Annotated in this window: 19 protein-coding genes, 13 pseudogenes and 1 other annotated feature; of the genes and pseudogenes, 21 read left to right on the top strand and 11 right to left on the bottom strand. The window is 59.8% G+C overall.

The features are described from left to right. Positions 1-27 precede the first annotated feature (27 nt). Positions 28-366 (top strand): hypothetical protein, encoded by a 339-nt coding sequence (locus MSPGM_RS18705; protein WP_261925858.1) that lies wholly within the window; start codon positions 28-30, stop codon positions 364-366. A 268-nt stretch (positions 367-634) separates the two neighbouring features. Here the strand turns inward: MSPGM_RS18705 and MSPGM_RS18700 are convergent. Further along, positions 635-1,595: pseudogene (locus MSPGM_RS18700) on the bottom strand (IS701 family transposase); the annotation flags it as partial. A 90-nt stretch (positions 1,596-1,685) separates the two neighbouring features. Between MSPGM_RS18700 and MSPGM_RS18695 the strand changes: the two are divergent. Both MSPGM_RS18695 and MSPGM_RS18690 read left to right on the top strand, forming a co-directional pair. Beyond that, complete coding sequence (locus MSPGM_RS18695; RefSeq protein ID WP_261925857.1) at positions 1,686-2,834, top strand: IS630-like element ISMex18 family transposase; 1,149 nt, start codon at positions 1,686-1,688, stop codon at positions 2,832-2,834. 17 nt (positions 2,835-2,851) lie between these two features. Then, a pseudogene (locus MSPGM_RS18690) lies at positions 2,852-3,504 on the top strand (IS5 family transposase); the annotation flags it as partial. A gap of 270 nt (positions 3,505-3,774) precedes the next feature. Here MSPGM_RS18690 and MSPGM_RS18685 read toward each other — a convergent pair. Then, positions 3,775-4,362 (bottom strand): annotated as a pseudogene (locus MSPGM_RS18685) (IS110 family transposase); the annotation flags it as partial. A 50-nt stretch (positions 4,363-4,412) separates the two neighbouring features. Between MSPGM_RS18685 and MSPGM_RS18680 the strand changes: the two are divergent. Then, a pseudogene (locus tag MSPGM_RS18680) lies at positions 4,413-4,529 on the top strand (IS5/IS1182 family transposase); the annotation flags it as partial. A 104-nt stretch (positions 4,530-4,633) separates the two neighbouring features. Then, a pseudogene (locus MSPGM_RS18675) lies at positions 4,634-4,976 on the top strand (helix-turn-helix domain-containing protein); the annotation flags it as partial. Positions 4,977-5,227: 251 nt separating this feature from the next. Here the strand turns inward: MSPGM_RS18675 and MSPGM_RS18670 are convergent. Next, positions 5,228-6,094 (bottom strand): annotated as a pseudogene (locus MSPGM_RS18670) (IS110 family transposase); the annotation flags it as partial. Here MSPGM_RS18670 and MSPGM_RS18665 point away from each other — a divergent pair. From MSPGM_RS18665 to MSPGM_RS18635, 7 genes and pseudogenes are all read left to right on the top strand, one after another. Beyond that, positions 6,010-6,504: pseudogene (locus MSPGM_RS18665) on the top strand (IS630 family transposase); the annotation flags it as partial. The pseudogenes MSPGM_RS18670 and MSPGM_RS18665 overlap by 85 nt on opposite strands. Before the next feature lie 70 nt (positions 6,505-6,574). Then, positions 6,575-7,579 carry an IS481 family transposase gene (locus MSPGM_RS18660; RefSeq protein ID WP_261925852.1) on the top strand — a complete coding sequence of 335 codons (1,005 nt, stop codon included), beginning with the start codon at positions 6,575-6,577 and terminating at the stop codon, positions 7,577-7,579. Between the two features lie 106 nt (positions 7,580-7,685). Further along, positions 7,686-9,116: a mannose-1-phosphate guanylyltransferase/mannose-6-phosphate isomerase gene (locus tag MSPGM_RS18655; protein WP_261925856.1), complete on the top strand. Its 1,431-nt coding sequence runs from the start codon at positions 7,686-7,688 to the stop codon at positions 9,114-9,116. A 42-nt stretch (positions 9,117-9,158) separates the two neighbouring features. Next, positions 9,159-10,052: a hypothetical protein gene (locus tag MSPGM_RS18650; protein WP_261925855.1), complete on the top strand. Its 894-nt coding sequence runs from the start codon at positions 9,159-9,161 to the stop codon at positions 10,050-10,052. Positions 10,053-10,056: 4 nt separating this feature from the next. Next, positions 10,057-11,082 carry a hypothetical protein gene (locus MSPGM_RS18645; protein WP_261925854.1) on the top strand — a complete coding sequence of 342 codons (1,026 nt, stop codon included), beginning with the start codon at positions 10,057-10,059 and terminating at the stop codon, positions 11,080-11,082. A 9-nt stretch (positions 11,083-11,091) separates the two neighbouring features. Next, on the top strand, positions 11,092-13,566 hold the full coding sequence (locus MSPGM_RS18640) for a glycosyltransferase (protein WP_261925853.1): 2,475 nt from the start codon (positions 11,092-11,094) through the stop codon (positions 13,564-13,566). 112 nt (positions 13,567-13,678) lie between these two features. After that, positions 13,679-14,187, top strand: a pseudogene (locus MSPGM_RS18635) (transposase); the annotation flags it as partial. On the opposite strand, the gene MSPGM_RS18630 reads toward MSPGM_RS18635, so the two are convergent. Continuing rightward, entirely contained in the window at positions 14,184-15,188 is a 1,005-nt protein-coding gene (locus MSPGM_RS18630; RefSeq protein WP_261925852.1) for an IS481 family transposase, read from the bottom strand. The pseudogene MSPGM_RS18635 and the gene MSPGM_RS18630 sit on opposite strands and share 4 nt — an antisense overlap. A gap of 122 nt (positions 15,189-15,310) precedes the next feature. On the opposite strand from MSPGM_RS18630, the pseudogene MSPGM_RS18625 reads away from it, so the two are divergent. Beyond that, positions 15,311-15,617, top strand: a pseudogene (locus tag MSPGM_RS18625) (helix-turn-helix domain-containing protein); the annotation flags it as partial. Positions 15,618-15,747: 130 nt separating this feature from the next. Here the strand turns inward: MSPGM_RS18625 and MSPGM_RS18620 are convergent. The 6 genes and pseudogenes from MSPGM_RS18620 to MSPGM_RS18600 form a co-directional block, all read right to left on the bottom strand. Continuing rightward, entirely contained in the window at positions 15,748-15,945 is a 198-nt protein-coding gene (locus MSPGM_RS18620) for an IS66 family transposase (protein ID WP_261926410.1), read from the bottom strand. Beyond that, the gene (locus MSPGM_RS18615) at positions 15,869-16,087 is read right to left on the bottom strand and encodes a hypothetical protein (RefSeq protein ID WP_261925851.1); all 219 of its coding nucleotides are present in this window, start codon (positions 16,085-16,087) and stop codon (positions 15,869-15,871) included. The genes MSPGM_RS18620 and MSPGM_RS18615 overlap by 77 nt, the downstream gene beginning before the upstream one ends. Then, on the bottom strand, positions 15,999-16,238 hold the full coding sequence (locus tag MSPGM_RS25535; RefSeq protein ID WP_410007715.1) for a transposase domain-containing protein: 240 nt from the start codon (positions 16,236-16,238) through the stop codon (positions 15,999-16,001). Before MSPGM_RS25535 ends, MSPGM_RS18615 begins: the two co-directional genes overlap by 89 nt. A 199-nt stretch (positions 16,239-16,437) precedes the next feature. Further along, positions 16,438-16,785 (bottom strand): IS66 family insertion sequence element accessory protein TnpB, encoded by a 348-nt coding sequence (gene tnpB, locus MSPGM_RS18610; protein ID WP_261925850.1) that lies wholly within the window; start codon positions 16,783-16,785, stop codon positions 16,438-16,440. Between the two features lie 496 nt (positions 16,786-17,281). Continuing rightward, positions 17,282-18,187 (bottom strand): hypothetical protein, encoded by a 906-nt coding sequence (locus tag MSPGM_RS18605; RefSeq protein WP_261925849.1) that lies wholly within the window; start codon positions 18,185-18,187, stop codon positions 17,282-17,284. 238 nt (positions 18,188-18,425) lie between these two features. Next, positions 18,426-18,618 (bottom strand): annotated as a pseudogene (locus MSPGM_RS18600) (IS3 family transposase); the annotation flags it as partial. Positions 18,619-18,728: 110 nt separating this feature from the next. Here MSPGM_RS18600 and MSPGM_RS18595 point away from each other — a divergent pair. Further along, positions 18,729-19,118: a hypothetical protein gene (locus MSPGM_RS18595; RefSeq protein ID WP_261925848.1), complete on the top strand. Its 390-nt coding sequence runs from the start codon at positions 18,729-18,731 to the stop codon at positions 19,116-19,118. A gap of 228 nt (positions 19,119-19,346) precedes the next feature. Here the strand turns inward: MSPGM_RS18595 and MSPGM_RS18590 are convergent, their stop codons facing one another. Then, a complete protein-coding gene (locus MSPGM_RS18590; RefSeq protein WP_261925847.1) occupies positions 19,347-19,478 on the bottom strand; it encodes a hypothetical protein in 132 nt (43 codons plus the stop codon). 98 nt (positions 19,479-19,576) lie between these two features. Between MSPGM_RS18590 and MSPGM_RS18585 the strand changes: the two are divergent. The 7 genes and pseudogenes from MSPGM_RS18585 to gmd form a co-directional block, all read left to right on the top strand. After that, positions 19,577-19,696: pseudogene (locus tag MSPGM_RS18585) on the top strand (transposase); the annotation flags it as partial. A 555-nt stretch (positions 19,697-20,251) separates the two neighbouring features. After that, the gene (locus MSPGM_RS18580) at positions 20,252-20,524 is read left to right on the top strand and encodes a hypothetical protein (protein ID WP_261925846.1); all 273 of its coding nucleotides are present in this window, start codon (positions 20,252-20,254) and stop codon (positions 20,522-20,524) included. A 185-nt stretch (positions 20,525-20,709) separates the two neighbouring features. Continuing rightward, a pseudogene (locus MSPGM_RS18575) lies at positions 20,710-20,889 on the top strand (helix-turn-helix domain-containing protein); the annotation flags it as partial. A 107-nt stretch (positions 20,890-20,996) separates the two neighbouring features. After that, a protein-coding gene (locus tag MSPGM_RS18570) for an IS3 family transposase (RefSeq protein ID WP_261925845.1) occupies positions 20,997-22,225 on the top strand; the annotation gives its coding sequence in 2 pieces (ribosomal slippage) (positions 20,997-21,285 and positions 21,285-22,225; 1,230 coding nt in all). Continuing rightward, positions 21,278-21,394: a sequence feature (AL1L pseudoknot), on the top strand. (Overlaps the previous gene by 117 nt.) A 39-nt stretch (positions 22,226-22,264) precedes the next feature. Further along, positions 22,265-22,907, top strand: a pseudogene (locus tag MSPGM_RS18565) (IS630 family transposase); the annotation flags it as partial. Between the two features lie 513 nt (positions 22,908-23,420). After that, positions 23,421-24,368 carry a GDP-L-fucose synthase family protein gene (locus tag MSPGM_RS18560; protein ID WP_261925844.1) on the top strand — a complete coding sequence of 316 codons (948 nt, stop codon included), beginning with the start codon at positions 23,421-23,423 and terminating at the stop codon, positions 24,366-24,368. A gap of 88 nt (positions 24,369-24,456) precedes the next feature. After that, entirely contained in the window at positions 24,457-25,506 is a 1,050-nt protein-coding gene (gene gmd / locus MSPGM_RS18555; protein WP_261925843.1) for a GDP-mannose 4,6-dehydratase, read from the top strand. Positions 25,507-25,910 lie beyond the last annotated feature (404 nt).

Below are 25,910 nucleotides of genomic sequence, written 5' to 3'. Positions count from 1 at the left end.
GATCTGCGGAGGCGCGTTGTGTAGGCGGTGGCCGAGGGCGCCTCGCGCCGTCAAGCTGCCGAGCGTTTCGGGGACAGCTCCGCCAGCGCCATTCGCTGGCAGGAGAGCTTCGAGCGCGATGGCCGGGTCGCGGACAAGCCGCAGGGCGGCGAATGGCGCTCGCAGCACCTCGAGGCGCAGGCCGACCTGATCCTGAGCCTGCGGGCAGAGCAGCCGACGCTCACCCTGGCGGGAAGTGCGTGCTCTGCTGGCCGAGCGCGGCATTACCACCAGCAAAAGTGGCCTGTTGCGCTTCTTCCGGTGCCACGGCATTGCGCAAAAAAAACACGATTTACACCGCCGAGCAGCAGCAGCGGTCGGACGTGAGGGCCGAGAGCGAGGATTGGTTCGAAGCTCAAGACGAATTCGACCCGGACACTCTCATCTTCCTCGACAGTCGTGTGCGCTTGTGGCGGATGTCGAGGCGTCGCAGGGCCTTGGCGTAGCGCCTGACTTTGAAGGCCGGCCCGTAGCACATCAGGAAGATGGCTCGACGGTTCGGGGGCGGCGCACTAAGCCATGCTGTGCGCAGCGCGCCGCCCTGGGTGGTCATGGCCGATCAGCAGGTCCCTATCACTACCTGGGCACTTTGAGGTCAGACAGCAGCCGGAAGCGATACCGACAGTGCGGACATTGCACGGGCGGGATAAGCGCCACGAACAACCGCCCGATGATGGCCTGACGCACGGCTGGCAGGCTCGGAGACGGCGGCGGCCCCGGTAGGCCGGCCACCTTTTTCCCCGATCCGTCCGGTCGGGCGCGACCAAACGCAGATGCTGCTGGTAGGCACAGGCGTTGCACCTCATCAGCGCGTGCCGGTGCAGCCCGGTCCAGGAGCGCCCCTCGAAGTGGTCGAGCCCGAGCTCCTCCTTCATCTGCTGGTGGGCCTGCTCGCAGATCCAGCGGGCCTTGATTGTGCCGGCTGGGACGCGCCGGGTCGTGCGGAGCGGCAGGTTGGACAGGTAGTACTTGCGCTCGCCCGAGGCGCGCCACTCGCCCACCAGCCAGACCTCGCCGCCCGGCAGATGGCGGTTGTTGGCCCAGACCGGGCCGTCGCCCACCCGCATGCGGGTCATGGCGAAGCGGGCCGAGAGCGCACTCTTCGTGCCCTGCCGCCACGTCACACGCCGCCAAGGCAGCTTAGCCAGAACCGCCTCGGCCTCCCGCGGCTCCTGATCCGGCACGGGTTTGCGGGCCCGCACGCCCGGGGGCACGAGCCGCACGTCGGGATCATAGACCTTCTGGTCCTTGGCGATGCCCACTGCCCAGGCCAGCCCGCGCGCGTCGTGGCCATGCCGGAACGCGGCGCTACAGCCGTAGCCGGCGTCGGTCAGCACTATGCCGAAGCGCACGCTCTCGGCTCGCAGGCGGTCGAGTTCGGTGAGCGCGATCTGGCCCTTGCTCTGCGGGGCGGTCGCCGCCTCGGGCACGCCGGCCAGCGCGCACCGCGCTGGGTCAGCAGTCCAGTCCTCCGGCAGGAATAGGCGCAGGCCCACCGGCACGGGCACCTCGTCCCGCGCCAGGGTGAGGGAGACGAGCGACTGGCGGCTGGCTTTAGCAGAACGCCCGACAACCTTTAAAGTGCCCAGTTAGTGCTAGTGGTCTGAGTTGGAAGTTTCCTTGCGGTTTTGTCGCGCGAGCACCATGTGGCGGCCTTCTACGAGGAGGTCGCTACGATGGCCCGTGGTCCCAAGCCAGCGCACCTTGATCTGACCGGGGATGAGCGCACGCGGCTGCAAGGCCTGGTGCGCCGTCGCAATGTCGGCCAGGCTCTCGCCCAGCGTGCGCGCATCGTGCTGGCCTGCGCTGAGCCGGGTTCGACCAACAGCGGCATCGCTCGTGCGCTCGGCGTCAGCCGCATGAGCGTCACGACATGGCGCGCCCGTTTCCTGGCGCACCGCCTCGACGGTCTCGTCGACCTGCCCCGGTCCGGCGCTCCGCGCCAGGTCGCGGATACCGAGATCGAACAGATGATCACGCGCACCCTGGAGAGCCAGCCGGAGAACGCCACCCACTGGTCGACACGCGCCATGGCCCGGCGGGTCGGCATGAGCCAGACCATGGTCTCGCGGATCTGGCGTGCCTTCGGGCTGCAGCCGCACAAGATCGAGGCCTTCAAACTGTCGACCGACCCGGCTTTCGTCGACAAGGTCCGGGATGTCGTCGGCCTCTACATGGCCCCACCGCACCGCGCCGTGGTGCTGTGTGTCGATGAGAAGCCGCAGATCCAGGCGCTGACCGGCACCGCGCCGGTGATGCCGATGCGCCCCGGCCAGCCCGAGCGCCAGACCCACGACTACCGACGGGCTGGTACGACCGACCTGTTCGCGGCGCTCGACGTACAGGCCGGTCGCGTCATCGGCCATTGCGCACGGCGTCATCGCTCCATCGAGTTCCGCGCCTTTCTCGATCAGGTCGAGGCCGATGTGCCGAAGGATCTCGATGTGCACCTGGTTCTCGACAACGCGGCCACACACAAGACCAAGCTCATCCACGACTGGCTGCTGAAGCGTCCGCGCTGGCACCTGCACTTCACGCCGACCTCGGCCTCTTGGCTCAACCTCGTCGAAGGCTGGTTCGCGCTGCTGACGCGGCGCCAGCTTCAACGCGGCGTGTTCGAGACCACGGGCGATCTTGAAGCCGCCATCCACGCCTACATCGACCAGACCAACGCCGAGCCGAAGCCGTTCGTCTGGACCAAGTCAGCCGACGCCATCCTCGCCAGCATCAAACGCTTCTGCCAACGAACTTCCAACTCAGACCACAAGAGGCTGTTACGGACCTTTGAGGTGTGAGGCTCAGATGATGAGTCATGAGCCTGCCGCGGAAAGCCTACCCGTCCGATGTGTCCGACGACGAATGGGCCTTGGCCGCCCCGTATCTGACCCTGGTGCGCGAGGATGCGGGCCAGCGCGCGCACCCGTTGCCGGAGGTGTTCAACGGGTTGCGCTACGTGGTGAAGACAGGCGCCTCGTGGCGCTAGATGCCCCACGACCTGCCGCCGTGGGCGGCGGTCTACCAGCAGGCGCAACGCTGGCTGGCGTCCGGCTGCTTTGAGCAACTGGCCGAAAACCTTGGCGCCGTGCTGCGCCTGGCGGCCGGACGCAAGATCGCGCCCTCAGTGGCCATCCTCGACAGCCGGACGCTGCGGGCGATGCCCGAGAGCGGCGACCGGGCGGGCTATGACGGGGCCAAGCGCAAGCAGGGCTCGAAGCTGCACATGGCGGTCGACACGCTCGGCCATCTCCTGGCCCTGCACGTCACGCCGACCAACGCCGAGGACCGGTTCAGGTCGAGCATCTGGCCAAGGCCGTGCAGGCGACCACTGACGATCACGTCGAAAGTGCCTTAGATCAGGGTTACACAGGCGAGAAGCTCGCTGCGGCCGCACGCAAGCACGGCATCGGACTGGAGGTCGTGAAGCTGCCCGGGGTCAAGCGCGGCTTCGTGCTGCTGCCCCGACGTTAGGTCGTTGTTGTTTGATCGCGTTGCAGGCGTCAAGTCGGACGAGAGCGGTCACCGCCGGATCGTAGTTGTTTCCGCGGTCGGTCCATCCGACCGCCGCACAATGCGTCTCGAAGCGGGGCTCGCCATGTCGAGCGCGCGGTCCGATTCGGCACCGGCCGCAAGACCCAACCGGGCTGACCCTGCTCGCGTCCCGGCGGGGACGCCTCTGCCCGCCTTACACTGGCGGATCTCGATGAATGGCTCGCATGCGCGCTGTCCGCCCGTACCTCATGCGGTGGCTACCGGCCACGGCTGGAACGGCGTCCTCGCCCGCCACATCGCGTGCAGCACCACGGCGAGCTTGCGCGCCAGCGCGACGGCGGCATGCTTGAACCCCAGGCGCTCGACCAGAGCACGCCCCCAGGTCTTGAGGGCCGAGTCCTCTCGTACGCGTACCAGCAGACTGGCTGCAGCCTCGAACAGGTAGGTTCTCATCAGGCGTTCGCCGCGTCGTGAGATCCCACCCGTGCGATCGACTTCACCGGATTGATGGCGTGCTGGCGTCAGCCCGAGATAGGCGCCGACGGACCACGAGTGGCGGAAGTGCTCGGGCGCCTCGATGGCGGCTGCGAAGCTCGTGGCGACGATGACCCCGACGCCCGGACAGGTCATCAGCAGACGACAAGTGGCATCCCCTTTGGCCAGAGCGATGAGCCGTCGATCCAGGACACCGATCTGGTCACGCACAGCCCGCCACGCTGCCAGAAGCGGCTCGACAATGGCGGCGACGGTCGGACGAGCCTCGATGAGTTCGGTCACTCGGTTCTCGAAGGCGCGCCCCGCTCCCTTGCCGGTCATCAAGCCGAACGTATTGAGCGTTTGGCAGCCTTCCGACTCAGTCCCGGTCCGGGTCGGGATCGGCGCATGTCGAGCGCACCTTCGGCTGGGCTACCCGCCTCCGCCGGCTCGTCAAAGACTACGAGCGATATGCCAACATGCTGGCCGACCTGCACCTCGTCGCTTTCGTCTGCCTCATGCTCAAAAATGGCCGCTCTACTCGCGGCCGGTTCATAACAGCCTTAGAGCCGTGCCCGGCGGTGTTGCGACAGGACGGTGGCTCGAGCGTTGGCCGGTGAAGGAGCCAGCGATGCCTTCACCGTTGTCTGTCGATCTGCGCGAGCGCGTCGTGGCGGCCGTGACAGAGGGCGCTTCCTTCCATTGGGCGGCGGCGCGGTTCGGGGTGAGCGTGTCGAGCGCCAGCCGCTGGTCGCAGCTGTTTGCGCAGCAGGGTCACGTCGCCCCCAAACCGACACACGGCGACGATCGCCTGCCGGCGATCGAGGCGCATGCGGATCTGATCCTCTCCCTCGACGAAGCCCGGCCCGAACGCTTGCCTCGGCGAGTTGCGCGACGCCCTGGCCGAGCAGGGCGTTCAGACCAGCACGAGCGGGCTGTCACGCTTCTTCGCTCGCCATGCGATCACCCGTAAAACGTATGGCCCGCCCCGTCCGCAAGTGGCTCGGATCCGCTGGTCTGTGCAGTCTGCATAAACGTATCCGGCCTTCCGGCAGCGCCGTTGGCCAAGATGGAGATCCGCGCGTCCTGGGCCTCATAAAGGGGTCGGCGTCGAGTGCCATTTTTGCGGAGAGGCTTCCAGAACACCGGTCGACTGTCAGGCCATCTTCCTCTCACCGCCCGCAGACATCGAAAGGCCGGCGCGTCCGCGCCGGCCGAACTCGGATCAGGCGGCCACGGCCGCCGGCTCGTAGACCCACCCGTGGCGCAGCAGCGCCCAGACGATGCGCGCCATCTTGGCCGCCAGGGCGACCACCGCCGTGTTGACGTGCGACCGCGCCAGCAGCCCGCGCAGCCACTGCCCGAGATGGGTGTCGCTCTGGCGCAGCGAGGGCAGCGCGGCGCGGGCACCCTGGACCAGCGTCTTGCGCAGGTACTTGCTGCCGCGCTTGGTGATGCCGACGAGCCGAGGCTTCCCGCCGGTCGTCACCTGCCGCGGTACGAGACCAAGCCAAGCCGCTAGATCGCGCCCGCGGGCGAAGCTGGCCACGTCGCCGATGGCCGCCACCAGCGCGGTCGCGTTGAGTGCGCCGATGCCCGGGATCGTGGTCAGCCGACGAGCGTCCTCGTTGATGCGGGCCTGCTCAGCGAACTCGGCGTCGAGCGCGGCGATGCGCTGGTCGAGATCCTGCCAGCGTTCGCGCACCTCGGCCATGAGGGTGCGCATGCGCGGTGTGAGCGACGCGCCCGCGTCTGTGTCCAGCAACGCGGCCAGGCAAGCGGTGAGCTTGGCGCGCCCCTGCGCCACGACGTGGCCACGCTCCAGCAGGACGGAACGGATCTGGTTGGTCAGCGCCGTGCGCTCGCCCACGAGTTGGTCGCGGACCCGGTGCAGGGTCTGCACGTCGAGCTGCGCCTCGGACTTGAGTGCCACGAAGCGCATCGTCGGGCGTGTGGCCGCCTCGGCGATGGCCTCGGCGTCGCGGTCGTCGTTCTTCTGCGCCTTGACGTAGGGGCGCACGTACTCCGGCGACATCAGCCGGACGGTGTGGCCTTGCTCTGCCAGGGCGCGGCCCATGTGATGGGCGCCGCAGCGTCACCGCCGCTCTGCGCACCACCGGCCTGTGCGCCTTCGACCTCGCGGATGGCGCCACCAATGGCCAGCGCTTTCGCGACTACGTCGCCAACCGCCTCGTCCCGGTGCTGCGGCCCGGCGACATCGTGATCCTCGACAACCTGCAAGCTCACAAGGTCAGCGGCATCCGCGAGCGGGTCGAGGCGGCCGGCGCGCGGCTGCTCTACCTTCCGCCCTACAGCCCCGAGTTCAACCCGATCGAACAGATCTTCGCAAAGCTGAAAGCTCTGCTGCGGAGCGCAGCCGCCCGCACCGTGGCTGACCTCTGGGACGCCATCCGGCACGCCTTCACCCGCTTCACCCCAGACGAGTGCCGCAACAGCCTCGCCGCCGCCGGCTACGACAACGACTTGGCCGTCGCTACGTAAGCGGGAACGGCTCTAAGTGTTCGGTCCCGCTGTGTGGTGATACAACTGATGCCGCATGGAGGGACGCGCTATGGGACAAGTTCTCCACGGCAGCGCCACGACGACTGAGACGGTCCGTCGGGCAATCCAAGCTCGTCAAGAGAGCGTGAGGGCCGCTGCCAAGCGCTACGGCATCAGCCCCACGACGGTGCAGAAGTGGCGCTCACGCCAGACCAGCACGGATGCACGGATGGGGCCGAAGGAGCCCCGCTCCAGCGTGCTCAGCCTGGAGGACGAGGCGGTCATCGTCGCCTTCCGGCGGCACACCCTGCTGCCGCTCGACGACTGCCTCTACGCGCTGCAGCCGAGCCTGCCGCATCTGACCCGCTCGTCACTCCACCGCTGCCTGCAGCGTCACGGCATCAGCCGCCTGCCGGATGTGGACGGCGACAAGCCTAAGCGGTCGCGCTTCAAGGCCTACCCGATCGGCTACTTTCACATCGACATCGCACAGGTCAGCACCGAACAGGGCAAGCTGCACCTGTTCGTGGCCATCGATCGCACGAGCAAGTTCGCATTCGTTCAACTGCACGGACGAGCAACTCAACGGATCGCGGCAGCCTTTCTACACGATCTGGTCGCCGCCGTGCCGTACACGATCCACACGGTGCTGACGGATAATGGCATCCAGTTCACCGACATCCATCCGGTGGACGAGGAGGCCGAGGCTAAGGCGGCAGCTTATTGGGCCGAACGCGACGAGCCACGCATCTACCGCTGGCACTCGTTCGAGTGGGCCTGCGAGCAGACCAAGATCGAGCATCGCCTGACCAAGCCGCGCTGCCCGTGGACGAATGGCCAAGTCGAGCGGATGAACCGCACCATCAAGGACGCCACGGTCAAGCGCTACCATTACACCAGCCATGACGAGTTGCGGCAGCACCTGCAGCTGTTCGTGGATGCCTACAACTACGGCCGCCGGCTCAAGACCCTGCGCGGCCTCACACCTTATGAGTTCATCTGCCAGACCTGGACGAAAGAGCCCGAACGCTTCAGGCTCGATCCGTCACACCACATGCCGGGACCGAACATCTAAGTCAGTTGCGTGCCTCAGGGGACAGGTTCGGTCTTGACCCAAACATGCTCGTGTACCTAGACGATGCCACTACCGCACCGTCCGCTTGTAATGGTTAGTGAAGCGCATGTCCGAGCCGAGCGAAAGCGTTTTACCCGTGATCCTGTGCGGTGGCTCGGGCACGCGGCTGTGGCCGGCCTCGCGCGAGAGCATGCCGAAGCAGTTCACGCCGCTGATCGATCCCGCGACCTCGACCTTCCAGGCCACCGTCCGCCGCGTCGCCGACGAGACCGTGTTCGCGAGGCCGACGGTCATCGCCTCGGCCGAGTCGCGCTTCATCGTCGCCGAGCAGCTCGCCCAGGCGGGCATCAGTGCCGACATCCTACTCGAACCCGAGCGGCGCGACTCCGCGGCGGCCGTCGCGGTGGCCGCGCTCCACGGCGCGCGGCGCGGGCCGGAGACGGTGGTGCTGGTGATGGCCGCCGACCATGTGATCGAGGACGCCGCCGCCTTCGCACGCGCCGCGCAAGAGGCGGCCTTGGGCGCCCGGCTCGGCCAGATCATGACGCTGGGCATCACCCCGACCCGGCCGGCGACAGAGTACGGCTACATCCGCACCGGCGGCGCGCTTCCCGACGCGCCGGGCCTGCACCGGGTCGAGCGCTTCGTCGAGAAGCCGGACGCGGCCGGCGCCGAGCGCCTGATCGGGGAGGGCGCCCTGTGGAACTCGGGCTACTTCCTGTTCCGCGCCGACGTGATGATCGCCGAGCTGGAAGCGCACGCACCGGAGGTGCTGGAAGCCGCCCGCGGCGCGCTCGGGAACGCTGCCACCGATCTCGACTTCGTTCGGCTCCAGGCCGAGTCCTTCGCGCGGGCGCCGAAGACCTCGATCGATTACGCGGTGATGGAGCGTACGACGCGGGCCGGTGTGCTCGCCGTCTCCTTCGCGTGGTCGGATGTCGGCACCTGGGACGCGGTGTGGCAGGTGCTGGAGCGCGACGCCCAGGGCAACGCCGTGCGCGGCCGCGTCGAACTGGTGGAGACCACGGGCAGCCTCGTCCACAGCGAGGGCGACGGGCTGACCACGGTGGTCGGGCTCGACGACGTCGTGGTGGTCGCGACCCCCGACGCGGTGCTTGTCGCGTCCAAGGCGAAATCGGGCAAGGTCAAGGATCTCGTGACCGTACTGCGCGAGAAGGCGCATCCGGAGGCGGATGCTCATCGCCGGATGTACCGCCCCTGGGGCTGGTATCAGCGCATCGATATCGGCGAGCGCTTCCAGGTAAAGCGGATCATGGTGACGCCGGGCGGGCGGCTCTCGCTGCAGAAGCATTTCCACCGGGCCGAACACTGGGTGGTGGTGAAGGGCACGGCCGAGGTGACGCTGAACGATTCGATCGTGCTCGTGCACGAGAACGAGGCGGTCTACCTGCCGATCGGCTCGATGCACCGGCTGACCAATCCCGGGAAGATCCCGCTCGAACTGATCGAGGTGCAGGTCGGCTCCTATACGGGCGAGGACGACATCATTCGCATAAATGATATCTACGGACGCTAAATACACGGCAACAAACTAAACTCTGTAAGGATGCGCTTTTCTATGAGAGAATTCACCCGCAATGCAATTCATGCCGTTCAATCTACTAGCTCGGCTGCAGTTGACAGCGTGAGGGATTTTTTGGCCGCCGTAGTCGATGCCGATATTGCGATCAGTGAAATTCTTTATCGTGAGGCAAAAAGGGAAATAATTGATAACAAGTCGATTAGTCTAGATCCCAGTGTCTTCTTGTTCGATGAGCAGTACTATCTTTCAAGTCGAGGCATTCCGGCTACGGATATGTCGCCGATAAGAGACTACTTCGAATATGGAGTGCAACTCGGATATGCGCCGCACCCGCTCGTAAATCCGTCGCACATCGTAGAACAGGTCTCGCTTGTTCGCGACAGTCAGGCAGACCTCTCCAGCCTGAATCCTCTCACCGCATTGTTTGCAGCACCTTTCGGCTCACTGTCTCCAAATACATTATTCGACAACGAAATATACCGAGCATATCTGGCCAATGTAGCGGCATCTGATCGCACTGTGAGCGCAGTATGCACCTCGCCACCAGTTGCGCACTATCTAAAAAACTGGCGAACTTTAAGAAGGATCGTCCCATTAGCATTCTCAGGATACTTTGATCCCGAATTCTATAACATGCAATCAAATCGAAGTGGAGATGAACTCATCGATCCGTTGTCTAGTTATTATAGTAAGCCTGTACGAGATAGAGAGGATTGCAATTCTCGGTTCCACGGAAGGTTTTATGCGGGAAAGTACTCGGTTCACAATGTTGACCCGCTCGAGCATTTCATAAAGATCGGTGCCGGAAGAGGTAATCTTCCAAATCCTTTTGCACTAACTGAAATCGGACTGGAGCATCTCTCGGCACCACCGGCGCTGATAGAAAAGATACTGCTGGAATATACTCGGATTAAAGGGGGGACTAACTAAAGTCATGCAATATGAAGTCTTAAGCCTTGATGCCCCTCGTGAGACAACTAATGCTCATGTCGACATGCGCTTCCGGCATGTCGCGCATTTGTTTCATTTAGAGTGGCATGGTATTAGAAGCGCTACTTCGTGTCTTCCGGGACACAAGATCGGTATCACCGCCGATCGAAACCTTGATGGAGATACCCTCCGAAGGCTAATAGGATTTATTTATGAAAATAATATCAAGCATGTCATTTGTCAGGGCTACAGCCTGAATGCGGATCTTGCTATTCGAGCAATGAATGCTAATTTTAAAAGTAATATAAATCTACATGTCATAAGCCATCTAACAAGCACTCAATTTGAAAACTACTTTGAAGTTGAAATGCAGAAATATATCCTAAAAGCTTTGCAAGACAAAATAGTGAGGAAAATCGCAAGCGTAAAACCAAATTTCAACTCAGTGATTAGTCAGTACTGGCCTAAGCTCATCATTAATTGTACTCCAGCCTTGCGCGGTATGTATCGACATTCGTCGGCCGATCCAGGTTATGCTTTTGTGCCATTGGAAAATACTATCCGAAAAAATCTTTATACCAATATTCTGGCAGCGCTAGACACAGATATGATTTCGGAAGTTCTTACAGTAAATGACCCATCGGGGCTAGGCAATATACGTGACTTACAGAAATGCCGCACTATTGGATTTCAACGGGGACGTCAATTGTTAGAGCGCATGGCAGACGCCTCTGTTGTAATGAATTGCACGTTAGCGGAATGTCAGCCTATGACCCAATTGGAGGCTCTGGCTGTCGGAACACCATGTATGACTGGCCGACTTGGTATTGAGGAACTTAATGATCATCCTTTGACAAAGATGACAGAAGTAGAAATTGTTGACAATCCAGCCCATATTACTAAGCAAGTAGAAGCACTTATCACGACTCGTAGAGGCGACCCGGAAAATTTCGATGCCCTTCTGAAAGGGTATGTAGAATTCCGGAATGGATTAGCGATCGATAGGTTGGCTGATTTCGTAGGCATATAGGAGTTTGAAGTGACCACCGATCGAAGCGCTTATCAATGCACGCCGAACAATAATGGGAAAAAAAAGTCGGTTTGCTTAGTAACGAATGAACTGTATCCTTTCGCGCCCGGTGGCATCGGGCGCCTTATGTATAATTGGATCAAACAAAATTCAGAATTGGAAGTACCTGTCGCATTGCACCTGCTTATATCTGAGGAGTTAAACGATAAAAGCGTTGAGATTCAGGAGTTCTGTGCTCAGTACGAAGTGGAATGCCATTTTTGCAATGAAGACGATCTTGAGTTGACACGACTAGGCCGTGCAATCGCCCCAAGCATTAAGCAAAGTTGGGATTACTTGCATCCGTACCGGGTGTCCTATCAGTACTTCGTTTCACTGCTTCGACTTGAGCGCTCAGGAGTCGTTTTTGATCTGATCGAGTTCCCCGATTATGGAGGGTGGGGAGCCATTTCGATAGAAGCAAAGCGAGCAGGGCTTGCATTTGTCAACACGGAAATTTGCGTCCGACTGCACTCGAGTTATGGCGTAATTGTATCTACCGAACGATTTTATCATCATCCCTCCGGCTATGGAGGTGCAATGGTTGATTTGGAGCGGTTTGCACTGGCCTATGCGGATAGGATAATTGCACATCAGAAGTCGATACTTGAATTTAATCTCAATTTTTACAAATTTACCGAGGATTGGCGAAACAAAGCAATCATCGAGACGCCTCCTATTCTACTCGATGAGTTCGAGCTTAACGATGACGAGGAGCCTATAAAGCGATTTGTTTTCTCATCGCGGTTACAGCCTTTCAAACGTCCGGATATGTTCCTCAGAGCAGCTTGTCTATACTACGACCAGTACCCAGACGATGACAGCGAGGCACTAATCGTTTCATATGGGTGGGACGATAACTATATTGCATCGTTAATTGCAATCATTCCCGAGCGACATAGAGAGAGAATTAAGTTTTGCTTTGGTCTGCAAGGCGCGTCTAGGCAAGCTCTACTCGCTGGCGCAATCATTGTTATTCCGTCGGACTATGAAAGCTATTGTTTATTTGCTTACGAAACAGCTTTAATGAAACGTAGATTGCTGCTTAGGCGGGATTGTCTCGCGTTTTCAGAAGAGGAGGGCTGGGTTGACGAGGTGAACTGCCTTCATTTCGACTCTGATCCTGCCAGTCTAGCTGTTGCTATGAGGCGGGCATTAAAATGGCAACCTTCGTGCCACAGAGTTACGGAGGCTTCTAAGCCGTACTGGACGCAGTTTGGTGGAGTATCTAAAAATGAGTATTTAACTTATCGACGCCTGAGCCATGAGTTTTATTTATTGAACGTCGTATCTTCGGATCAAGTTGTTCGCGCGGTTGATCTCTGTTTGCGGTCTAGCGTCAATAAGATTGTCGTTTTTGTGGGAAGCCACGGGAATGCCCAGGAAATTGAAGTTGCTTTGAGCGGTAGCAATATTTCATATCAGGTCGTTACCTCACCATACGGTGATAACTATTTCGATCCGATTTGGCGGAAGTTATGTGCTGCTGAGTCTGATCTAGTAACGATATCGCATGCATCCGATGTCGTCGACCCTCTGTACCTTGATGTCGCTGCGCGAGCTCTATCTTCAAAGGCCGAACTTACCATCGTAGCGGCCAATGAAGGAATTGCCGATAATCGAAATGGCATTGTGATTTGGCCGCGTGTGGTTGCAGGCGAACACATTGTGAGTGGACTCGCCGGAAAGAGTCCTGTTGGTCGGCTATTTACTATTCGGTCTAACGCAACTGTTAAAGTGCAGTTTTCACCGGAAGAGCGGGAATTTGCAGTAGAGTCGCTTTTTTTTAAGATGGCCCTATCTGGTGCTGCAATTTGTGTCTTGCCCGACATTTATTGTAAGACTGATTTTGATACTGCTATCACAACAAATCCGCAGTGGATTTCCACGAATTTTAGTCTCTTTGCTCGTTCGGAGGTGCCATTCGGAGCGGCAATGGGATTGCCAGTATCGTCGACTGACATGAAGATCCCGGGATCAATCTTTCGTGTCCAAGCGGATATAAAGACTCCCTTTCAGCGCATCCTGCCAATTGCAGAGGAGCCCTGGGGTGATCCAGTCTCATTCAGTCCAGACTATAACGGAGTTCTAGTCCATCCAGTTAAGGAATCACTGACGGTAGCTAGGATTTCCCTTCCTGGACGTGGTATTAGGGCCTCTTTATTGTTTGTTGAGATTGAAAATGCGAATGACCAAAATGAAGGATTCGAGGCGATTCTGTTGCCCGGGGGCTTCAGAGATCGCGATGATTTTGCATCAATGTTAGATAGTAATTTGCCGAACGATTCGTACGCTGTTCTTGATCCTGAAACCAAACGTACGTTGCGGCTAGGAGTCGATCGATTCGCTTTGCAGACCCATTTTTATCTTGTGACAAAATCGCCTCCTGGGAAGAGTCCAAGCAACTGCCATGCCATTGTTCGTTCCTACGGTGCAGTTGTATAGCTAGCGCATTCGTGTCGCCCGAGGATCCTTGGGTAATCAGACGTGTAAGGGTTTTGGTGGGCAACTCATGATGTCTGCGTGCTTGACGATGGGACGGCCGATGATCTGCTGAGTCGATCGGTTGAGGACGCAAGTGCATCAACTGCCGGAAGCGGCCCGATTGCCCGTCAGCCTGCTCTTCGAGCAGTTGGTCGATACCGACGCGCGGATCCAGTGGTTGACGCTCGAGATCGAAGCAACCCCTCTCCCAAATCGAGACGAGCCAGCGTCCGGTGACGATCCCGGGCGTCGGCAACGTTCATCGCAGCAACGACGCAGGACGTCAGCAACTTCGACTGCGCGAGGGACCACGCCGCATGGCTCGGCCTGCCCCCCAAACCGCATTCCACCGGCGGCAAACAGAGGATCAGAAGGATCTCGAAGATGGGCAGCCGGTATATTCGTCGGCTGCTTTATCTGAGAGCCATGTCGCAGATTATGCTGAGACGGAGATGCGGTCTGAGACAGGACTGGCTGTCAGTCATGCTAACCCGAAAGAAGACGAAAGTCGCCGCCATCGCGTTGGCGCATCGCATGGCAAGAACGATCTTTGCTGTCCTCAGGGACGGATCACGCTACTAGATGTTCGGTCCCGGCATGTGGTGTGACGGATCGAGCCTGAAGCGTTCGGGCTCTTTCGTCCAGGTCTGGCAGATGAACTCATAAGGTGTGAGGCCGCGCAGGGTCTTGAGCCGGCGGCCGTAGTTGTAGGCATCCACGAACAGCTGCAGGTGCTGCCGCAACTCGTCATGGCTGGTGTAATGGTAGCGCTTGACCGTGGCGTCCTTGATGGTGCGGTTCATCCGCTCGACTTGGCCATTCGTCCACGGGCAGCGCGGCTTGGTCAGGCGATGCTCGATCTTGGTCTGCTCGCAGGCCCACTCGAACGAGTGCCAGCGGTAGATGCGTGGCTCGTCGCGTTCGGCCCAATAAGCTGCCGCCTTAGCCTCGGCCTCCTCGTCCACCGGATGGATGTCGGTGAACTGGATGCCATTATCCGTCAGCACCGTGTGGATCGTGTACGGCACGGCGGCGACCAGATCGTGTAGAAAGGCTGCCGCGATCCGTTGAGTTGCTCGTCCGTGCAGTTGAACGAATGCGAACTTGCTCGTGCGATCGATGGCCACGAACAGGTGCAGCTTGCCCTGTTCGGTGCTGACCTGTGCGATGTCGATGTGAAAGTAGCCGATCGGGTAGGCCTTGAAGCGCGACCGCTTAGGCTTGTCGCCGTCCACATCCGGCAGGCGGCTGATGCCGTGACGCTGCAGGCAGCGGTGGAGTGACGAGCGGGTCAGATGCGGCAGGCTCGGCTGCAGCGCGTAGAGGCAGTCGTCGAGCGGCAGCAGGGTGTGCCGCCGGAAGGCGACGATGACCGCCTCGTCCTCCAGGCTGAGCACGCTGGAGCGGGGCTCCTTCGGCCCCATCCGTGCATCCGTGCTGGTCTGGCGTGAGCGCCACTTCTGCACCGTCGTGGGGCTGATGCCGTAGCGCTTGGCAGCGGCCCTCACGCTCTCTTGACGAGCTTGGATTGCCCGACGGACCGTCTCAGTCGTCGTGGCGCTGCCGTGGAGAACTTGTCCCATAGCGCGTCCCTCCATGCGGCATCAGTTGTATCACCACACAGCGGGACCGAACACTTAGAGCCGTGCCCGGCGGTGTTGCGACAGGACGGTGGCTCGAGCGTTGGCCGGTGAAGGAGCCAGCGATGCCTTCACCGTTGTCTGTCGATCTGCGCGAACGCGTCGTAGCGGCCGTGGCCGGGGGCGCTTCCTTCCATTGGGCGGCGGCGCGGTTCGGGGTGAGCGTGTCGAGCGCCAGCCGCTGGTCGCAGCTGTTTGCGCAGCAGGGTCACGTCGCCCCCAAACCGACACACGGCGACGATCGCCTGCCGGCGATCGAGGCGCATGCGGATCTGATCCTCTCCCTCGACGAGGCCCGGCCCGAACGCTTGCCTCGGCGAGTTGCGCGACGCCCTGGCCGAGCAGGGCGTTCAGACCAGCACGAGCGGGCTGTATGGCCGCAGCCGACCAGTTCGTCCAAACCGATCCGACATCCTTGACCCGCAGGAGCCATCCATACACGGATTGACGTCCCGCTGTAGGCGGGAGTTAGAGCAGCCTCGCCCCGGCGGCCTCGATGGCCTTACGCACACCCGCCACCTTGTGGGCCGTCACGGGCATAGATCTCAGCCTCGCGGTAGAGCGGCAGGTGGTCGTCGAACTTTGCCACCGCGATGTAAGCGAGCAGTCCGGGACCGGCCCGTCTACGGGGAACGGTGTGGTGGCGCGGGCGTCTGCACCACCTGCTCGTAGGAGCAGAAGGCGAAGGCCTCGCGCACATGGCACACGATCTTGAACCGACCCGGCACGTAATCGAGGCTCTCGATCACGTCCTCACCGATCCAGCGCAGCGCCGCGCCGTTGACCAGGCGGGTGCAGGGACCGGCATGGACCACGCTCTCGCGCGGCGGGTGTTCGGGCAAGGCCCGCCGGCCAGCCTGAGGCGCGCACCTCCACCGCCTCGGCACCCAAGCGCTCAGCCGCATCAGTCTCCAGCATCTCGATGGCCAATTCGAGTTGCTCCACGCGCTCGTCGAGCTTCTCGGAAGAGGCGCCGAACCGCGCCCGCTTCAGACGGGCGAGTCCGAAGCGCAGCGTCTCGATCAGGGTATCGGCATGGACCGCCTCGGCGCCATGCCGACGATCAGACGCTTGAGCGCATCGACGTTGTTGGGCAGCAAGGCAGGATCAAGAGCCACGCCGACAGCTTAAGCCTTGCCGAGGGCGCTCGCCACATCCTCAATCCCGGACGCTGCCACCTCGGGAGTCTTCCTCAGCCCGTAATTCTCGGCCGGTCGTTGCGCAGCGGCGCGCGCCAGTCGATGCCTTCCAGCAGTATGGCGAACTGGGCCAGCGTCAGCGCGGTCGCGGCCCCGGCGGTGGCCGGCCAGACGAAGCGGCCCTTCTCCAGGGGCTTGGCGAATAGGCAAAAATCCTGACCGTCCCACCGCAGCACGTTGACCAGGTGCCCCTGCCGTCCGCGGAACACGAAGGCCTGCCCAGAGAACGGATCGCGGGCCAGACGGTCCTGCACGAGCGCGGCCAGCCCGTCGAAGCTCTTGCGCATGTCGGTGTGTCCGGTGGCCAGCCAGGTGCGCAAGCCGGACGGTACCGAGATCATTGGCCCAGCAGCGCCGCGATCACGCGCTGCAGCAGCGCTAAATTCGCACCGGCCTCGGCCCGCAGCGGGATCGCTGCGCGAGTGGCGATGCATCAGGGTGACCAACCATGGCAACATGGCGTGAGCCGCAACTTCCGATCCTGATCTCCGACACGGCCTGCGAGGTCGCCTTCGTTACGAGAGCGTAAAATGAGGAATTCATGAGGGTGATGGGGGTAATCGCTTCACCGATAGGCCGGACAGATGCACGCACCCGAGGTCATAGTCGTCACTGAGGAACGCCTTGTCTCAGCAATCGCCCATGGATTTTCTTAGGGATTGCCGGGAAACCCCCTCGAGCCGATCAATCTATGCTCGGCGCGCACTTTCCGATAGGCCCCAGAGGCGTACTGCGTCCCGCTGACGGTCGTCGGTGTGTTAAGCCGCGACGTAGACTTGTTCGATAGCCCGCCGTCCCTGGGCGAAAACCTGATTACATCACTGACGATGTAGCGGTTCAGAATTGGATATGGGAGCGAAGGCTACTCCATGCCAAGCCAGATAGAATTTCATCTCTATCCCACTGAAGGTGAGCGATCATATTGCACCAATCTGTTCGATCCGGCGCAAAAAATGTTCCGATACAGTCCATTCGATGCATAGAAACATCCCATGCCAAATTGTTGCGGCTCAACGCAATGCTTGTCACTCCTGCGAGCACCGCATCGACTGAAGAACCACTGGTATACGACACCCAAGCCGCAGCCTGATGGATGTCGTATTCGAGGGAATTTCTCGAAATTACAATGTTTTTCTCAAATGTGTGTCTATTTTCGAATTCTAAATCAAGCGGATGAGGCCTGACAACTATTGGTCTGCCATGATTTGCAGACGCATACTCAACTACGCATTTGACCCATTCATCAATATCGATGCCATCCAAAGAATAGTCTCCTTGCACTTGGCTAGCAATAACAATATTTCGGCCATCCTTCCTCCAGGGCTCGATTTTACGTCCAATTTTTTCAAATCGGTTTCGGTCGAACATACAGTTCGAAAATCGACCGAGGCGGTGCACATGATCGAATCCAAACCTCGTATATAACTTCTCACCACCTCTCAGTACAGGCATCTCACAAATTAGAAGATTGGTAGGATGAAGATACCTAATTCTTCTCTTGAAGCGCAGAGTTGCACAATCTCCTTGTCGAGGCGAAAAAAGAATCACGGCGATGTCGCATGGCTCGTAGTCACCTTTGATGACTTCTACATTATCGCCACAAGCCGAAAGACCAGGCAATAAATACGATTCCATAAACGCTATTTCGCTAGGAATACGTGCTGAATTTAGAAAAATTTTTACATCTAAGGGCCGATTTGAGCCAATAATGTTTGGAATTGCGTTTTTTAAAATATTATTCATCTCGTGTTTCTACGCGTTTTTGAAGCTTATTTTGCCTAATTATCTACCTTGGTTCATCTAGCATCTCCGTCAAAGGAGAGTATCATCCCCGCAAGTCTTGGGAGAGACCCGCTTCGAGACATATCTAGCTTGCTGAGCGCGTTGCAAGACATATGATGGAGAAGAAAGGCAAGAACTGAAGGATCCCATCTTTTGCCACCGCTACTGAGGCCAATCAAGCAAGCTGTGGTTGCGCTACCCTGCGTCTATGTCGGCTGGGGACCTTCAGCCCCTCGCGACGCCAGATGCGTTGAACCCGATCCTTGCCGACCTGCCAGCCGCCTGCCTGCAGCAGCGCGGTGACGCGGTGGTAAGCCATAGCGCCCGTACTCGGACGCCAGGGCAATGACGGCGCGGGTCAGCGCATCCTCGTCGGCTGGCACGGTCGGCGCGCGGCATCGAGGGTATCGGCTCGCAGGCCTACGATGTGCAACTTCCCGCTTCGCCTGACATCTCCGATATCAGCCTCGGGGCTGCTACATCCCAGCGCGCTAGGGGCAACATGACCGCCAACATTTTGGCGGCGCCGGGTTCGCTTGCTGACGATTGGACGCCCTACACCGCCAACATCTCCATCGTAGACGGATCTGGGGTGACGGTCGGGGATCGGCTGAGCCGCTATCGGGTCGAGGGGAAGAACCTCTGCCTGAACGGTTACGCGCAGATCAGCTACTCGGACGCCCAGACCCTGTTTAACGTCTTCCTGCCGACGGGTTTTGCGGCTGGCAGCATGGGCGGCTCGCTGACGGGTGCGAACACGTCCACCAGAAACCGTCTGTTTGGCGTCGCGGTGAACGGCGATAACAGCGTCGCCATGATCCCAATTGCCGGCAGCCTCATGACTGCGTCTGGTCAGTATGTTCAATTCGGCGGCTGCGTCTCGCTGCCGTAATCCGCTAGGAGCCCGTCCACGATTGACCTGACCGGCTGGCTTTGGACCGGGCTGATTGAGAGGATCAGCCGGGACTGAAGGAGTCGGACATGCGGCGAGTGTGGAGTGCAGGCTCCGGTATCCCTGATGAGAAACGCCGATGGCTCGTGGACCGAGGTCGGCTGTCGTCGTGCTAACGCCGGCAAAGCTTTCTGCGCTGCCGCGTTTGGTCATATGGCGTGGGGCGGGTCAGGCGACGAAGCGGGCGGAAGTCGTGCTGAAGGCCGATGCCGACCCGGAAGCGACGAACCGGGTGATCGCCGTATAGCTGGGGATCAGCCGGTAGAGCGTCATCACGCGGCGGCAACGCGTGCTCGCCATCGCCTTTAGGGACTGGTGGACACGCTTCGCAGCGGAGCGCCGTGGCAGATCGACGACCAGGCGGTCGTGGCGGAAATCGCCTTCTGCGAGATCGGCCGGGGGCGCGCCTCGGCGTTGTGCTGACCGATGCCGGCTACGGGAGTTCCGCCCCGTTCCGGCAAGCGCTAAGCGAGCGTGGCCTGATCCGGGCGGTTGGCATCTCGAGGCGCAACAAGGTCTAGCCACTCGACGTCGCGATAGTCTTTCCCGTCGCGGGGCCCTGCCGTTCCTCACCGCTCTCGTCCCTTCCGAACGCGCCTGTCGGGAGCGTGAGCGCCGGCACAAGCCGCTGCTCGATATTAGCCTCCAACTCACTCTTCAGGCCCGCCGTCGGCTGCGCACACGCGATCTCGTCATGGTCAGCGACAGCGGCTTGTCCGCACTGCTGTTCCTCGACGCAATGCGCCTCGCCCGCATCACGGCGATCACCCGCCTGCGGCTCGACGCGGTACTCTACGAGTCTGCAGCAACATGGCCGCCCGGCACGATCGGCGCCCACGTACCAACTGCGCTCGGCTGCCAAGCCTGTCCGACATGCTCACGGATGAGAACACCAGCTGGCAAGCGACCGTTATGCCCGGCCGGTATGGAGCGGACGAGCACACCCTTGAGATCGCCTCCGGGAGCGCAGTGTGGCGGCACGGCGGTCTGCCGATCCTCTGGGTACTGGTGCGCGATCCCAAGGACCGCTTCGCACCGCAGGCCCTATCTGCACAGATCTCGAGGGCGAGCCAGTGCAGATCGTGTCCTGGCTCGTGCGGCGCTGGAGTGCTGAGGTCACCTTCCAAAAGACGCGAGCTCACCTCGGTGTGGAAACGCAGCGGCTATGGTCGAACGAGGCCATCGCCCGCACCACTCCCTGCATACTGGAACTGTTCTCAATCGTATCACTGCTCACCAACCGTCTGCCGACACGCGAGCGCACTCGGCTTACGGCGGCGACATGGTACGCCACACCGAAGCCGACCTTCGTCGACAGCCTTGAGGCAGTGCGCTACGCGCTCTAGCGCGAGCAGGCTTCTGTGCTGTCCGCCTTCAGCACAACAGACCGAAACGGCGCTTCATCCTGCCTCGCCCCTCGGCTTACGCTCTATACCAAGCCGCTAAATCGGCCAGAGTCGAGCTGGAGCCGGTCCCGGGCTGATTGCGACGGGTGAGCGGGTGGCGCGTTGACGGGTGAAGGAGTATGCCGATGCCTTCACCTCTGTCCGTTGACTTACGCGAGCGTGTCGTGGCTGCCGTGGCGGCAGGTGCCTCGTGCCACCGAGCGGCAGCTCGTTTCGGGGTCAGCGTGTCGAGCGCCAGCCGCTGGTCGCAGCGCTCGCAGCAAGAGGGCCATGTCGCGCCCAAGCCGATGGGCGGCGATCACACCTAGAAGCGCATTGAGGCGCATGCGCCGCTGATCCTGGCGACCTCCAAACAGGAGCCATGAACCGCGCCGGGTTTCCCGGAGGCTCCCACTCTTGAGAGGATGGAGCCATGACGAAGCGCAGCACACCCTTTTCGCCTGAAGTCCGCGAGCGCGCGGTGCGGATGGTCTTTGACCGCCAGGGCGAGCACGGCTCGCAATACGGGGCGATCCGCTCGATCGCTTCCAAAATCGGCTGCTCGGGCGAGACGCTGCGCAACTGGGTGCGCCAAGCCGAGCGGGATCGAGGTCAGCGGGCCGGCCCAACAACAGACGAGCGCGAGCGGATCAAAGCACTGGAGCGCGAGAACCGCGAACTGCGTCAGGCCAACGAGATCCTGAGGAAGGCCAGCGCGTATTTTGCCTTGGCGGAGCTCGACCGCCGGTCGCGGATATGATCGCCTCCATCGACGACCACCGCGCCGCCTACGGGGTCGAGCCGATCTGCAAGGTTCTGCCGATCGCCCCGTCGATGTACCACGCTCATGCCGCGCGGCGGGCCGATCCCGGCAGGCTGCCAAGCCGGGCTCGCTCGGACGCGGCGCTGATGGTCGAGATCCACCGCGTGTTCGAGGAGAACTTCTGTGTCTACGGCGTGCGCAAGGTCTGGCGGCAACTCGGCCGGGAAGGGGGCGTGGTGGCCCGTTGCACGGTGGCTCGACTGATGCGGGTCATGGGGTTGGCCGGAGTCGTACGGGGCAAGAAGATCCGTACGACGATCCCTGATCCGGCCGCAGCCTGTCCACTCGACCGGGTGAACCGCCAGTTCAAGGCGCCGCGCCCGAACGCCTTGTGGGTCAGCGACTTCACCTACGTCGCGACCTGGGCCGGCTTTGTCTACGTGGCCTTCGTCATCGATGCCTTCGCTCGTCGCATCGTCGGCTGGCGGGCGTCGCGGACCGCCCATGCCAGCTTCGTGCTCGACGCCCTGGAGCAGGCTCTGCATGAACGCCGGCCCCTGCAGGGCGGCGGCCTCGTGCATCATAGCGACAGAGGAAGCCAGTACCTGTCCATTCGCTACACGGAGCGACTGGCGGAGGCGGGGGTCGAGCCCTCGGTCGGCAGCATCGGTGACTCTTACGACAATGCCCTGGCCGAGACGATCAACGGTCTGTTCAAGGCCGAGGTGATCCATCGCCGTGGGCCGTGGCGATCCTTCGAGGCAGTCGAGTTCGCCACCCTCGAATGGGTGGATTGGTTCAACACGCGTCGGCTGCTCGAGCCGATCGGCGACGTGCCTCCTGCCGAGGCCGAAGCGCGCTACTTTGCCCAGGCCGAGGCGCAAGCCTTGGCCGCATGACCCAAGCCAAACGGCCTCCGGGAAACCCAGCGCGGTTCACCACGCCTCTTCCTACGCGAGCTGCGCGACCGCTTGGCTGAGCAGGGCGTGCAGACCAGCACGAGTGGTCTGTCTCGCTTCTTCCAGCGACACGCGATCACCTGGAAAAGGGGGCGACGTTCGCAGCTGAGCAGGAGCGCGAAGACGTAAGGGCGGCGCGCGAGGCGTGGTTCGAGGCGCAGCCCGAGCTCGATCCGGACCGGCCGGTGTTTCTGGACGAGACGGCGGCTGCCACCATCATGGCCCGGCGCTACGGTTGGGCGTCGCGCGGCGGGCGCTGCCGGCTTGCAGCCACGTTTGGCCACTACAAGACCACGACCATCACGGCCGCCCTGCGCACGAGCGGGCTGTACGCGATCGCGCCGTTAGACGGCCCCAGGAACGGCACGCGCTTTTGCCGCTATGTCACCGAGACCTTGGTCCCAGTGTTGCAGCCCGACGACATCGTCGTCATGGACAACTTGCGAGCCCACAAGGTTGCCGGCGTGCAGGACGCGATCAAGGCCGCAGGAGCGCGGCCGCCCGCACGATCCCGGATCTCTGGGCGGCGATCGGCCAGGCATTCACGCGCTTCACTCCGCAGGAGTGTCGCAATTACCTAGCCGCAGCCGGCTACGAGAACGACTTGGCCGTCGCTATCTGACCGGGAACAGCTCTAATGAGACATGCTGTTATGAAACAGCCTTCTCGGATAGCGAGCGAGTGTGGATCTTTGTAGGTCGGTTAGTGCGTTACCGCAATCCATGCCACAGGGACAGGCGCCTGCGCCGGCAAAGCGCCAGGAACCATCGGTCCATCAAAGACGCTGGACCTTCCGGCGCATTCAAGTTAGTGCTCAGCTAGGATAGGCACCTCATGTCACGGAGACCAGCGCAGATGGAACTGACGTTATGCATAGCTACGGAAAAGAAGTGGAACAAGTAGATACAATCGATGTCACTGTGTCCTCGATTCGAAACAACTATAATCAGGTCACTCGGTGAAGCGATATCGTTGAAGTTGATGAGCCTGACAGCAGCCTAGATGATAAGGCTAACTTTTGGGCGAAAGGTGAGCTTCTTGTGCTTGTGACAGCACGCCGAACCACTCATCGGCACACTGCGTGGCCAAGACAAGCAATTGCATAGTAGAAACAAGGATAGGATACGGTCTCACAATGAGCTCAGCCCCTCGTTTAGCAGGTAAACGCGTCTACGTAGCGGGCCATCGGGGTATGGTTGGTTCTGCATTGGTGCGTCGTCTCGCCTCAGAGAATTGCGAAATCCTTACCGTGGGTCGTGACGAAGTAGATTTACGACGGCAAAACGAAGTTGAGAGGTGGATGGCAAAAGAACGTCCAGAGTTTGTATTCCTGGCCGCCGCAAAGGTCGGCGGAATTGTTGCCAATGCCAGCTACCCTGCGGAATTCCTCTATGACAACCTGATGATCGAGGGAAACATTATACATTCCGCGAAAGAAATTGGCGTAGAGAAGCTGCTTTTTCTAGGATCGTCTTGCGTGTATCCAAAGTTCGCGTCGCAGCCTATAGATGAGAGCGCGCTTCTTACTGGGCCATTGGAGCCAACGAACGAATGGTATGCGATTTCAAAAATAGCTGGTCTGAAGCTATGTCAGGCTTACCGCCGGCAATACAACATTAATTTTATTTCGGCCATGCCAACGAATCTCTATGGCCCTGGCGACAATTACAACCTTCAGAACAGTCATGTTCTGCCAGCGCTGATACGCAAGGTTCACGAAGCAAAACGCTCAAACTCCGAAGCCATCACACTTTGGGGCACAGGATCTCCACTTAGAGAATTTGTTTACGTTGATGATCTCGCGGACGCCTGCGTATTTTTGATGGAGTATTACTCCCAAGAAATGCCGATCAATATTGGATCCGGTCAAGAGTTGACCATAAAAGAACTGGCTGGAGTTGTTGCTGAAACTGTTGGGTGGAATGGGCGGCTTGAGTTTGATGAGACGAAACCGGATGGCACACCTCGCAAACTTGTCAATTCCGATCGGCTTTCCAATCTAGGATGGCAACCCCGGGTTAATCTACGTGAGGGAATTTCAGGTGCTTATGATTGGTTTCTTCGTAATCATCCTGAAGCTTGATTGTCTTTGACGGGGGCGATAAGAAAAACCCTCACTTGCGGCGCAAGTCCCGAGCAGCGAATTGAAATAGAAGGAGCTATCACTTTCCATGCAGCAGAAAACAGCCCTAATAACCGGAGTCACTGGTCAGGATGGTGGCTATCTTGCAGCTTTACTGTTAGAAAAAGGCTATGTAGTTCACGGCATCAAGCGACGCTCATCCTCATTTAACACTGGACGTGTTGATCATCTCTATGATGACCCCCGGTTTAAGGCAACGAATTTCCATCTACATCATGGCGATTTAACGGATGCAACCAATCTAATTCGAATCTTGCAAGAAACACTGCCAGATGAAGTTTATAATCTTGGCGCTCAAAGCCACGTGGCGGTTAGCTTTGAAACACCTGAATACACAGCTAACTCTGATGCCATTGGTACTTTGCGACTCCTAGAGGCGATACGGATTCTCGGTCTCAGCGGAAAAACGCGGTTTTATCAGGCTTCAACATCTGAACTATACGGCAAAGTACAAGAGGTGCCGCAGCGAGAAACTACGCCGTTTTATCCGCGCAGCCCCTACGCCGCAGCTAAGCTCTATGCTTACTGGATTACCGTTAATTATCGCGAAGCATATAGTATTCATGCTTCAAATGGCATTCTTTTCAATCACGAGAGTCCAACTAGAGGTGAGACCTTCGTTACTAGAAAAATTACACGCGCCGTTGCCGCCATTGAGCTCGGTACTCAGCCCACGCTGTTTCTTGGAAATCTCGATGCGCTACGTGATTGGGGGCATGCGCGCGATTTTGTAGAGGGGATGTGGCGTATCGTCCAACAGGAAGTGCCAGAAGATTACGTATTAGCCACTGGAGAAATGCATTCGGTACGTGAGTTTGTAGAACGTTCCTTTTCCGTTGTTGGCAAAACTATCGAGTGGCACGGAAAAGGGCTCGACGAGCACGGTATCGATGCTAAGACAGGCCAAGTTTTGGTAAAAATTGATCCTCGCTACTTCAGACCGACCGAGGTTGACCAGCTCCTAGGGGATCCTACCAAAGCACGCGAAAAGCTTGGATGGAAGCATCAGGTGCAATTTCCAGAGTTGGTTGAGGAAATGGTTCTAGCAGATCTTGCGGCCGCAAAGTCAAATCGCTGATGCCCTGTAGCCACAATTGTTGGATCGACAGGTGAAGCCCGTGATAACTGTAAGTTTAGAGAAAAATATCGAACCGGCTTGAAATTGTGAGATCTGGCTCTCTCCTCGTGCCCGACAACACAGATGTTGTTTGGGGGATGAGCACTCAAGTGTGGGTTAACGATCCACGAAGCCGGTGAGGTTGCTACGGGGCGGACGTTAACGTGTGGGAATAAAGCAAGTTCTCCCCCGGTGGCTTTGGCGGAACAAATAGCTCGGCAATGGCGGCGGCGCACCTCAGTTAGCTGTCGCCATTCCGTTGGATCGTATGCAGCTTCTAGCGAGGTAGTTATTTACTACGATCTCTTGTAGTATGTTTAGATGACGAGGTTCTAATAAAGGGTATAGACTTTAACAGTAAAGAC

This window comes from Methylorubrum sp. GM97, assembly GCF_024347855.1.
In the GTDB taxonomy this organism is placed as follows: domain Bacteria; phylum Pseudomonadota; class Alphaproteobacteria; order Rhizobiales; family Beijerinckiaceae; genus Methylobacterium; species Methylobacterium extorquens.
The sequence above is the reverse complement of the archived record's forward strand: the minus strand, read 5'-3'. Positions and strand labels throughout refer to the sequence as shown.

Bases quoted from the DNA above. Each gene is read 5' to 3' on its own strand.
- MSPGM_RS18660 (WP_261925852.1), top strand. From the start codon at position 6,575: ATGGGACAAGTTCTCCACGGCAGCGCCACGACGACTGAGACGGTCCGT.
- MSPGM_RS18655 (WP_261925856.1), top strand. From the start codon at position 7,686: ATGTCCGAGCCGAGCGAAAGCGTTTTACCCGTGATCCTGTGCGGTGGC.
- MSPGM_RS18650 (WP_261925855.1), top strand. From the start codon at position 9,159: ATGAGAGAATTCACCCGCAATGCAATTCATGCCGTTCAATCTACTAGC.
- MSPGM_RS18645 (WP_261925854.1), top strand. From the start codon at position 10,057: ATGCAATATGAAGTCTTAAGCCTTGATGCCCCTCGTGAGACAACTAAT.
- MSPGM_RS18630 (WP_261925852.1), bottom strand. From the start codon at position 15,188: ATGGGACAAGTTCTCCACGGCAGCGCCACGACGACTGAGACGGTCCGT.
- MSPGM_RS18620 (WP_261926410.1), bottom strand. From the start codon at position 15,945: ATGTGCGCGAGGCCTTCGCCTTCTGCTCCTACGAGCAGGTGGTGCAGA.
- tnpB (WP_261925850.1), bottom strand. From the start codon at position 16,785: ATGATCTCGGTACCGTCCGGCTTGCGCACCTGGCTGGCCACCGGACAC.
- MSPGM_RS18605 (WP_261925849.1), bottom strand. From the start codon at position 18,187: ATGAATAATATTTTAAAAAACGCAATTCCAAACATTATTGGCTCAAAT.
- MSPGM_RS18595 (WP_261925848.1), top strand. From the start codon at position 18,729: ATGACCGCCAACATTTTGGCGGCGCCGGGTTCGCTTGCTGACGATTGG.
- MSPGM_RS18590 (WP_261925847.1), bottom strand. From the start codon at position 19,478: ATGGCGAGCACGCGTTGCCGCCGCGTGATGACGCTCTACCGGCTGATC.
- MSPGM_RS18560 (WP_261925844.1), top strand. From the start codon at position 23,421: ATGAGCTCAGCCCCTCGTTTAGCAGGTAAACGCGTCTACGTAGCGGGC.
- gmd (WP_261925843.1), top strand. From the start codon at position 24,457: ATGCAGCAGAAAACAGCCCTAATAACCGGAGTCACTGGTCAGGATGGT.